The 10,315-nt window shown below is 60.7% G+C and carries 6 protein-coding genes; 1 reads left to right on the forward strand and 5 read right to left on the reverse strand.

All coding sequences use genetic code 11. The features are described from left to right. Nucleotides 1-134: 134 nt before the first annotated feature. Both cobA and nirB read right to left on the reverse strand, forming a co-directional pair. The gene (cobA, locus tag QZ540_RS07200; protein WP_049352392.1) at nucleotides 135-1,046 is read right to left on the reverse strand and encodes a uroporphyrinogen-III C-methyltransferase; all 912 of its coding nucleotides are present in this window, start codon (nucleotides 1,044-1,046) and stop codon (nucleotides 135-137) included. Between the two features lies 1 nt (nucleotide 1,047). Next, a complete protein-coding gene (gene nirB, locus QZ540_RS07205; RefSeq protein WP_012903400.1) occupies nucleotides 1,048-3,717 on the reverse strand; it encodes a nitrite reductase large subunit NirB in 2,670 nt (889 codons plus the stop codon). Between the two features lie 545 nt (nucleotides 3,718-4,262). On the opposite strand from nirB, the gene nirD reads away from it, so the two are divergent. Continuing rightward, entirely contained in the window at nucleotides 4,263-4,589 is a 327-nt protein-coding gene (nirD, locus tag QZ540_RS07210; RefSeq protein WP_005505749.1) for a nitrite reductase small subunit NirD, read from the forward strand. Nucleotides 4,590-4,691: 102 nt separating this feature from the next. Here the strand turns inward: nirD and QZ540_RS07215 are convergent, their stop codons facing one another. The 3 genes from QZ540_RS07215 to QZ540_RS07225 all read right to left on the reverse strand — a co-directional run bounded on the left by QZ540_RS07215 (nucleotide 4,692) and on the right by QZ540_RS07225 (nucleotide 10,160). Then, on the reverse strand, nucleotides 4,692-5,432 hold the full coding sequence (locus QZ540_RS07215; protein ID WP_294628789.1) for a sirohydrochlorin chelatase: 741 nt from the start codon (nucleotides 5,430-5,432) through the stop codon (nucleotides 4,692-4,694). A gap of 83 nt (nucleotides 5,433-5,515) precedes the next feature. Continuing rightward, complete coding sequence (locus QZ540_RS07220; RefSeq protein WP_294628791.1) at nucleotides 5,516-8,335, reverse strand: HtaA domain-containing protein; 2,820 nt, start codon at nucleotides 8,333-8,335, stop codon at nucleotides 5,516-5,518. Nucleotides 8,336-8,531: 196 nt separating this feature from the next. Continuing rightward, entirely contained in the window at nucleotides 8,532-10,160 is a 1,629-nt protein-coding gene (locus QZ540_RS07225) for an enoyl-CoA hydratase (RefSeq protein ID WP_294628793.1), read from the reverse strand. Between the last annotated feature and the right edge of the window lie 155 nt (nucleotides 10,161-10,315).

Consider the following 10,315-nt stretch of genomic DNA (forward strand, 5'->3'; position numbering starts at 1 on the left):
GTTTTTGTGCCGCTGTTTTTGCTCCGCGGCGCTCCCGGCGTAGCAATATAACCCGGCACAGCAACAGCCCCGCCCCTTGGCAACTAGGAAAACCAAGGATGCGGGGCCGTGCAATACTATCTGGCGCACCGCCTCTAGGAGGTGGAACGCTCACGCAGACGCTCGTGAACCTCGCTCACAAAGCGGTTCTGATTATCGCGAGCATAATGCACGACCTCACCGATGACGGTAATAGCCGGCGCCTTAACCGATGCGCAATCTACCTGAGCGTTCTCAAGGGTCGTGACAGTCACGCGCTCCTTCTCAGAGAAACCGTTCTCAATGGTTGCCAGCGGCGTGTCAGCCTCAATCCCACGAGAGAGCAGAGACGCCACCGTATCGGGCAGGGTACGAACGCCCATCAGCAGCACCACGGTGCCCTGGGCACGCAGGGTCGCCTCAACCGCCGACACTTCGGTCTCCGACAGGCCGGAGTGACCAGAAATGACGGTGAAAATCGAGGATACCTTACGCAGGGTCACCGGAATCGCAGCACGCGCAGGAACCGCAATGGCGCTGGTAATGCCGGGGATAACCTCAGCCTCCAGGCCGGCGGCGATGCACGCATCCAGCTCTTCAGCGCCGCGACCGTACACGTACGGGTCGCCGCCCTTCAAACGCACCACGGTCTTACCCGAGAGCGCGTAATCAATCATGAGCTGCTGAATGCGGGACTGCGGAACAGCGTGCTTACCGGGAACCTTGCCCACATCAACGATGAGGGCGTTCGGTGCGTACTCGCCGTACTCCTGCGGGGCGAGGTGATCCAGAAGGACCACGTCCGCCTCGCTCAGGGCACGTGCCGCACGCAGGGTCAGCAGGTCAGCGGCACCGGGGCCGCCACCCACAATGTAGACCTTGCCGGGGTTCTCAGCAGGCTCGCCGGGCAGAAGAATGCCGCGTTCCGTCACGCTATCGTCCAGGCTGTGCCCGGGCGCCCCGCCCGCGAGTACTTCGTCGATAGTGGCGAACTCGCGGGGCGGGAACGGAGGAATCTTCGGGCACATACTATGCTGCCGGGACCGGGTTGAGGTCACTGGGCTTACCCACGGGAATCTTGGTACCGGTCAGCAGGACGGTGTCGGACTCGCCAGCTTCTGCCGCCGCAATTTCCTCGGGGGTTGCGGGGCGAATCTGCTCGCGCTCCAGCACGTACAGGTGCGAACCCTCGTCGCTGCCGTTGGGCTCGTTGATGAAGGCACGGAAGCGGCGCAGGCGGCGCTCGTCACGCAGGGTTGCTGCCCATTCGTCCTCGTAGGAGTCAACGTGACGCTGCATGTCGCGCTCCAGGTCCTCGCACACGCCCAGGGAGTCCTCAATGAGGACGGACTGCAGGTGTGCCAGACCGTCGCCGTGCTCCTCATCCAGATCCTCGAGCCAGCGAGCGGTACGCTGCAGCTTGTCTGCGGTACGGATGTAGTACATCAGGTAGCGGTCGATGTAGCGGATGATGTCCTCGCTGGAGGCGTCCTTGACGAAGAGGCGACCGTGAGCGGGGTTCGCACCACCGTTACCACCCAAGTACAGGTTCCAGCCGTTGGTGGTTGCAATCAGACCAACGTCCTTACCCTGCGCCTCAGCACATTCACGGTTACAACCGGAAACGCCGAACTTGAACTTGTGCGGGGAACGCAGACCGCGGTAACGGTTCTCCAGCTGAATTGCCATACCGGTGGAGTCCTGAACACCGAAGCGGCACCAGGTCGAACCCATGCAGGACTTCACGTTACGCAGGGACTTACCGTATGCCTGACCGGACTCGAAGCCGGCATCCACCAGACGCTCCCAAATGTAGGGCAGCTGCTCCAGGCGAGCACCGAACATACCGATACGCTGCGCACCGGTAATCTTCACGTACAGGCCGAACTCTTCAGCAACCTCAGCGATGACACCCAGCTTCTTAGCGGGAATCTCACCTGCGGGAATACGCGGAACGACGGAGTAGGTACCGTTCTTCTGCATGTTCGCCAGTGCGCGGTCGTTGGTCTCCTGAATACCACCGCGGCCTGCGTCCAGGACGTAGGAGTTGCGGAAGGAGGAAAGAATCGATGCAACGGTCGGCTTACAGATAGCACAGCCGTCGCCACCGCGGCCGAAGCGTGCCAGAACGGAGTCGAAGTCGTCCAGGTTGGTCAGACGCACAGCCTCAGCCAGCTCTGCACGGGAGAAGTCGAAGTGCTCACACAGTGCCTTGGAGACGGTCAGACCCATCTTCTTCATCTGCTGTTCCAAAGTCTTCTGCAGCATCGGAACACAGGAACCACACTGGGTACCCGCGGTGGTGCAGGACTTCAGGGACGCAACATCGTGGTTGCCGTCAACGATTGCCTCGCGGACAGCACCGAAGCTGATGTTGTTGCAGGAACACAGGATTGCGTCGTCGGGCAGTTCGGTGTCGGGGATGCCGTCGCCGCCGCCAGCTGCGGTCAGGTAAACGTTCGGCTCAGCGGGCAGCTCGCGGCCAAGCAGGGGCTTGAGGGAGTCGAAGGGAGCGGTGTCACCGACGAACACGCCACCGAGCAGGGTCTTTGCGTCGCCGCTGGTCACGATCTTCTGGTACATGCCGCGTGCGGGGTCTGCGAACAGAACCTCGAGGCAACCCTCGGTGGTGCCGCGGCGGTCACCGAAGCCAGCGACCTGAACGCCAGAGAACTTCAGCTTGGTTGCGATGTCGAACTCTTCAACCTGAGCTTCTTCGTTGTCGTTGAGCAGGTTAGCTGCAACAGCGTCAGCCATAGCGTTAGCCGGTGCGACCAGACCCCAGGTGCGGCCCAGTACGCAGGCGACCTCACCGATAGCCCAAATGTGCTCGTCGGAGGAGTGGCATGCGTCGTTGACGAGAATACCGCCGCGCTCACCCAGTGCCAGGTCAGCGTCGCGTGCCAGCTCGTCGTTGGGGCGGATACCGGCACCGAAGACCACCATGTCGGCGGGCAGGGTGCGGATTTCTGCATCCTCAGAGGGAGAATCTGCGATGGAGACGGAGACGACGTTGCCGTCAGCATCCTTGTTGATGCCGGAGATGTACACGCCGGTCTCAATCTCAATGCCGGTTGCCTTAATCTGGGCATTCACGGCGTAACCGCCGCCCTGGTCAACCTCAACGGAGAGCAACCAGGGAGCCACATCCAGAATGGTGGGCTCTGCGCCCAGGTCCTTCAGACCCTCAGCTGCTTCGAGGCCGAGCAGACCGCCACCGACGACAATACCGCGGGGTGCGCGGCCGAGGGTGTCCTGCAGGCGGTTAACCTCGGAGACCATGTTCTTCACGTCGTCAATGGTGCGGAAGACGTGTGCGGCGTCCGAGTTAAGAATGGGGATACGAACCGCGCGGGAACCGGTCGCGAAGACCAGTACGTCGTAGGGGTACTCGTTGCCCTCGGTGTCGGTGACGACGCGGCGGGTGCGGTCAAGCTTCTCTGCGTGGCAGTTGTTGACCAGGTTGATGTTCTCTGCATTCCACAGTTCGGGGTCACCGAGGGTCAGGTCCTTCTCGGTGTCCTTGAAAATCTTCTCGATAGCAACGCGGTCGTAGGGGATGTAGGGCTCATCGTTGAGGACGGTGATGGTGTCCGCTGCGCGACCGGCAGCTTCAGCGCCTTCGTGGTACGCGCGTACAAAACGCCACGCAGCGGGGCCTGCGCCGACAACGAGAATGTTGCGGGGGGTGTGCGACATGGATTTTCCTTCCTAGTTGTAATGCAGGTAGTTCATGGCACTTATCTACCCTCAGTGTGCGACTGGATCGTGCCCCGCATTGGAACTCCTAGTTTCCGTACCGTTGGGCTCGTACCTGATGCGTACCGAGTAGTTGGAGCGCCCGCTTCTTTAGAATGCATCTGAAAATTACGAAACATTTTTGTGTGGGATTATGTTGTTTTCTTCAGGCAGTCAAAAGGCGTTTTAAACTACGACTTTTATCGTACACTCTAGCGCGGGGTCGAAGTATCGAAAATCCGTATTTTTTGGGAAAATTTTCCAAAAAATCCGCGGAATACCGGGCTGGAATAGGGTATTCTTACCTTATCTAAACCTAATTTAGGTAAGGCTAATCTATAAAATTTGAGATCATCTTTTAGGGTAAAAATAACCTTTAGCACCCTCCGCGTGCCCCATTTCCAAATGTGGGTTTCATAAGGTAAACTCCAAACAAAGAACACACGAACCGCTATTGTGTCCTGCACCCCGCGCGGCGCAGACCACCACTTCGAAAGGAAACCCCCATGGCTGAGAACTGGGTACGCATCTGCGCTGAATCTGACCTCGAAGAAAACTGGGGCGAAGTCGCCCTGGTCGACGGCTACCAGTACGCCATCTACAAGACCAAGCACGGCATCTTCGCCGGCGACCACCTCGACCCGCACAGCCAGGCACTGGTCCTCGCACGCGGTATCGTCGGCGAGAAGAACGGCAACCCCACCATCACCTCCCCCCTCTACAAGGAGGTCTACGACCTGACCACCGGCGAGTGCGTCTCCGACCCCTCCTACTCCATCAAGGTCTACCCCGTAGAGGTCCGCGACGGCGACGTCTACCTCAAGACTGCCTAAGCACTCAGCTACTTCAGCTACATACAAAAAACCTCGGGAGAATCACCTCCCGAGGTTTTTTGTATGTGCTTTTAGAAGCCCCAAACTAAATTGGGCGAACAGCTAGGCGGCGTCCAGCTGGGCGATAGCCGCATCCATGCGGTCAATAAAGCACTCCGCCACCACGGCAGCAGAAGCACCACCCTGCGCGTTCACCAGCGGCGCGGCAACCTTCACCGGCACACCGGTCGACTCAGCGTCACGGCGCATCTTACCGGAGAAGAAACCCTCCGCCAGCAGGTAGGTCGCAGCAAATTTAGGCTGATGCTCGGCAACAACCTCGTGGAACTTCGGATCAATCGCGGCAACGAAGCCGTGATGCACCGGAACGTGCAACTCCTCAGCCAGCAGCTCAGCCGCACGGCTCATATCCGCGCGACCATCTGCACGAGAAGAACCCGCAGCACCCTGAACCACAGGGCCATCGCCGGGAGTCCAGCCAATTTCCTCCAGGCGAGCGCGAGTCAGAGCGGCAAGGCGCGCATCCGGGCCCAGCGACTCACCAATGCTAATACGCTCAATACCGCTATTGCGTGCGGCACGGCGCAAATCCACCTGAGTGTGGAAGCCGGTCGACAGCAGAATCGGCACGATCACGCAGGGCTCATCATTGGGCAGGGAGGCTGCGGCATCATCAACGCTGGGAGATTCCACATCCACATATGCGGCGTGGACACGGTACTCCACGCCGTCGTTACGCTGAGCGAGCAAGAACTTAATCTGCTCACGAATCAGCGTGATAGCCTCGCGGCCAGCAGCGGAGTCGGTGCCGTGCGAGGTTGCGATTACATTCAGAATAGTCATATTTCCATTGTATGAAAGGAACACCCCGCTTCCCCACTCATGAACACGAGTGGCGAAGCGGGGTGTTGCGCGAAGGCTAAATCTTAGCTCTTGCGGCGGCGTGCCACGACCAGGGCGGTACCAGCCGCCAGGGTGATGGCACCGGCTGCTGCGGCGAACATTGCGCCGGATGCGCCAGTCTGCGCCAGCTTCGAGGAGGAGCTACCGGAGGTCGAGGAGCTACCTGCGGAAGAACCGCCACCGACGGAGGAACCACCGTTAGAGGAACCACCGTTGGAGCCGCTCACACCCAAGTTGTCTGAGGTGCCGGAACCAGCGTCAGAACCGCCGTTGGAGCCGCCCTTGTGGCCGGCAGCGTTCTGATCGGCAGTGGCGCTCTCAGATGCGGACGCGCTGGCGGATGCAGACTCGCTCGCGGTTGCGTTCGAAGAAGCAGACTCGCTTGCGGAAGCCGACTGGCTTGCGGATGCGCTCGCGGACGCGGATGCACTCGCAGATGCAGACACGCTAGCGGACGCCGATGCAGACGCGCTCACCGAGGGGGTCACGGCGGGAACGCTCGGAACCGCGGTCGGGGATGCGCTCACTGATGCGCTCGGGGACACAGAAGCGCTCGGGGTTGCAGAAGGAGCCACGGAGGCGCTGGGTGCCACGGACGCGGTCGGCAGAGACGGCGAGGTGGGCTCTTCCGAAGGAACTGCGGTGGGTTCTGCAGTCTTGGTGGGCTCAGCGGTTGCGGAGGGCTCCACGGTCGGCTCTGCAGAAGGTTCTGCGGTCGCGGTGGGCTCTGCGGTTGCCGAAGGCTCCACAGTCGGTTCTGCAGTTGCAGAGGGAACCTCGGTCGGAGCAACAGTCGGTTCTGCAGTCTTGGTGGGCTCTGCAGTCGGTGCCATGGTGGGAGCAACAGTCGGCTCAGCAGACTTAGTGGGCTCTGCGGTCGGTGCCTCGGTCGGAGCAACAGTCGGCTCCGCAGTGACGGTAGGCTCAGCAGAAGGCGCGGCAGTCGGCTCAGCAGTCGGTGCCACGGTCGGAGCTACGGTGGGAGCAACGGTCGGCTCAGCAGACTTAGTGGGCTCGGGTGCCGGGGTCTGTTCCGGTGCCGAGTTTGCTGCCAGGCGGTTCAGCCACAGCTGATCCTCGTAGGTGTTCGGGTTCTCGAAGCTGGTCGGGTAGATAATATCGCCGTTGGGCAGCTCGAGGGCGTTGTAGCCGCCGCTCTTGTCGGTCTTGCGCATCGAGGAGAGCACGACCTCGTTCACCTTGTTCAGGGTGTCATCCATGAACACCAGGCGGGAGCCGGAAGCATCCACCACAACCACGTTGCCCGCGCGGGTCAGGAACATGGTGGCAACCTCGGTCTTCTCGAAGCCCTCAAGAGTTGCGGACTCGCGGACCACGCTGAAAGTGCCGTTCTCGTACTTGAGGATCTGCACCTTACCGCCGTACCAGTTGTTCCAACGGTAAATGTAGCCCTTGGGGCTGACCAGGGTCGAGGGCAGGGCGGTGTCGTAGCCTGCGGGTGAAGAGTTCGGAACCAGGGACACGCCGTTGCTGCTCATGTGCAGCAGGTGACCCTTCTGAACCACCTTTTCGCCGGCCGCATCGTAGATGGAGGTCGACGGCGCGTACACGAAGCTGCCGTCGGGCAGCGGCGCGAGGGTCACGGTGTTGGTGGAGAACGAGTCGCCGTAGTACTCGTCGACCGAGTAGGCGTTCACGGCCTGCGGGTCGATAGAATCGGGCTTCGGCAGAGCCTGCGAGGTTGCCTTGCCGGATGCGTCAATGATGGTCAGCTTGCCGCCGCCCTGGCCGTCAATGCTGACGATACCCCAGGTGTTGTTGGCGGGGTTGTAGCCGATTGCCTTGACGGTGGTGGTGCCGAGGTCTGCGTCGGAGTAGGTGCCGGAGGATACAAGCTTGCCTTCGGCGGTCACGGTGTACAGCTCGGGCTTGTTGGTTTCACTACCGATGACGAGCATGCGGTTGCCGTCAGCGTCTACAGCGAAAACGCCCTTGATTGCCTTCAGGACGCCGGTGTCGGTCATCTTCAGGTTGGAGCTGGTCAGCACGGTGTAGGTGGTGTCGCCGCTGAAGCTCGGGGGTGCCACGTGCACGATGTGGTTCTTACCCAGACGTGCGGTGTTCTGGGGCAGGTTCACGCCCGCGCCGGTGTTGTAGGACTCTGCGACGCTGTAGGCGCTCTTGGGGGTGTTGGCTGCGTTACCGGTGTAGGAGATGCTCAGCGGGTCGAGGCTGGCGCCTTCGTTGTAGAAGTCGGAGAAGGCGTGGTTACCGTCGGCGGTCAGGTTCGCGGAGATACCGCTGATGCTAACTACGCCGTCCTTCTCGCTCTGCTTGGCGGTGCCAGTGCTCAGGGTCGCCATCTTGACTTCCATGGGGCCCTCGAACTTGCCGGAAGCGTAGTTCTTGGTGCGCACGGTCATGTAGAGGGAACCGGTGCCGTCCGCGAGGTTCAGTTCCACGCGGGGGTTGGAGAAGGTGAGGTTCAGGGCACAACCGGTTTCGGGGTCCTGACCTTCAGCGCAGTGGCCGGTGAACCAGAGGCGGCCGGCAGCCTGCAGGGTAACCTGCTTGCCGTCTTCGGAGACGGTGGTGGAGGTCGGGGTGAAGGTGAACTGCTTTGCGGTTGCATCCCAGGCTGCGCCGTCGGTCATTTCGCGGGGCATACCGTTGTAGGACAGGAAGGAGGCGCGTACGCCCCAGCCGAAGGATGCGCCGGTGCTTGCCTGGTCGCCTGCTGCGACGTTCTGTGCGGCAACATTCTGTGCGGCGATATTAATGTTCTCGGCGAGGACGGGTGCCAGAGGTAGGGCGACAGCGCCAGCGACGGCGAGGGCGCAGGCTCCCTTGGAGAGGCGGGTGCCAGATGTGAAAATCTTCATTGGTGTGTATCCATGCTATCGACATTGTTAGGACAGGCTTACTATATCGATAGCGTGAGTATTTCTCAACATCAGGTTCCAAGAAACCGTTTTGTGACAAAGCGCCTCACAGCACACTGACAGGGCAATACACCCACCCCACGCCAGCACACCTCAGCAGTCAACAGAGGCCGCTACTCCCCCGGCCCTACCGCCGCTAATCCTTCTTCGAGGTGTGCATACGCGACATGCCCAGGGCACCAAGAATCAGGCCGCCACCCAGGGTCACCAAAATCGGCAGAAGGGGCGAGCTCTTATCCATGTTACGGGTAATCTGCGCCTCCGACGCCTTCACACCATTCGGCGATCCGGGATCGGTACGCACCTGCGAGGAGGAACCATTCAGAATCGCGGCACGGCGAGACTGAGCCGCCGAATCGGTGCCGGAAGGCAGATTAGACTCGGGAGTCACCATTTCAACAGGCTGCGCCTCCTCAGTGCGGTACCCCAACGCCGAAGAAGACGCAGTGTCAGAGTCGCCGGCGCGCGGAACAGAAATCGTGGCGTCGTTCGTGCCCGGAGCCATAGCGCTGTCGGCCTGAATTCCGCGGGTCTTAGACTTGGAACCTGCGGCGGGTGCCTTCCCACCGGATGCGCCCGCAGTATCGGCATCAGCCGCAGGAGAGGCGGAAGAAGCCGCAACCGGCTTCCCCTCACTCTTAGACGAAGAATCGGACGACGACCCGCCATTCTCAGCAGACGCCTGGGTCACCGTAAAACGCACCGTATTGAGTTGAAGGTTGCCGTCACCGGAAGCGTCAAAAGCCGCTACCAAGTAGGTCCTACCGATCTGCAGGGACGCACCGGGCACGCCAATCACAGCCTCGAAAGCGCCCGCAGAAATGGATTCCGGGCCAACATGCACAATGGCGAGCGCATCGCCCACGGTGTTGCCGTTGGAGTCGATTTCCATGACGATCAGGTCGTAGCCCTTGGCATTTTGGGGGAAGTTCGTGGCACGGACCGTGACGGGCTTCGTGTCATCCTGAGAGTCGCCCTGCGAGTCCTGAATGGACAGGTGTGCCTTGCCATCCCTCTGGTTCATCGGATCGTACACGCTGTTGTCTTCGGAGATAACGTACTGCCCAGAATCATGGTTCTGCGGGTTGTCCACGGTACGGCGAACCGTGCCATCACTCGTATCGGTGAATGACGTAGCGGTGGGCGACGGCAGGTTCACCGCTTCGGGGGTCGGCTGAGTGGTCGCCTCGCCGGTTTCTGCTTCTTCACGCTCAATATCGACCGGCGGTTCGGTGGGCTTTGCCTTGCCGTTGCGCGGATCAGCGGTCTGGACCAGGCGGTTGCCCTGCTCGGTCACAAAGAATTCGTAGGAGACACCGTGCGCGGTGTCCTCCAGAACGATCACGTACACGACGTTCGAGTCCGTCGCCGGGCTCATCAGGAGGCGGAACTCCCCCTCCTTAGTGCCTTCAGACAGGGTCGGGCTCTCCAGGACGGAACCGCCGTACTCACCGGAAGGAGTGTAGAAGTTCACGTCAACCAGAACGCTGGAACCCTCCAGCCCCTCAGGGAAGCCTGTCCAGCGCAGAAGGTAGCCACCATCCTTGAGCTGCGCCTTCATAGTGATTTTGGAGGCGGCACCCTGACCCCCGGAGTTCTGTTCAGATTGATCCGGGGTGGCGTTCAGGGTCGTGGTTTTCTGCACGGCAGAGTGCGTCGTGACGGGTGCCTCCGTCGCGACAGAGGGTACAACAAGCCCGCACTGAAGCCCCGCAACCAAAACGGTTGCGGTGACAATACGATGCTTCGCTGAATAAATACTCATGCAATGCGTCTTTTCATGGTGGAAATGTGCGCGCTACTGCTCGTTCTTCACGTGCTACACGGAGCCCATCGGAGCGTCATGCTTCCGGATTCGTCGTACCGTGCTCCGCTTCGTATTTCAGGTGGTGAAGACCTGACAATAGCTCGCATCTATTT

Source organism: uncultured Rothia sp., from assembly GCF_916049665.1.
In the GTDB taxonomy this organism is placed as follows: Bacteria; Actinomycetota; Actinomycetes; order Actinomycetales; family Micrococcaceae; genus Rothia.

What these genes read in the sequence shown, in the direction of transcription:
- cobA (WP_049352392.1), bottom strand. Translation starts at nt 1,046, where the DNA reads ATGTGCCCGAAGATTCCTCCGTTCCCGCCCCGCGAGTTCGCCACTATC.
- nirB (WP_012903400.1), bottom strand. Translation starts at nt 3,717, where the DNA reads ATGTCGCACACCCCCCGCAACATTCTCGTTGTCGGCGCAGGCCCCGCT.
- nirD (WP_005505749.1), top strand. Translation starts at nt 4,263, where the DNA reads ATGGCTGAGAACTGGGTACGCATCTGCGCTGAATCTGACCTCGAAGAA.
- QZ540_RS07215 (WP_294628789.1), bottom strand. Translation starts at nt 5,432, where the DNA reads ATGACTATTCTGAATGTAATCGCAACCTCGCACGGCACCGACTCCGCT.
- QZ540_RS07220 (WP_294628791.1), bottom strand. Translation starts at nt 8,335, where the DNA reads ATGAAGATTTTCACATCTGGCACCCGCCTCTCCAAGGGAGCCTGCGCC.
- QZ540_RS07225 (WP_294628793.1), bottom strand. Translation starts at nt 10,160, where the DNA reads ATGAGTATTTATTCAGCGAAGCATCGTATTGTCACCGCAACCGTTTTG.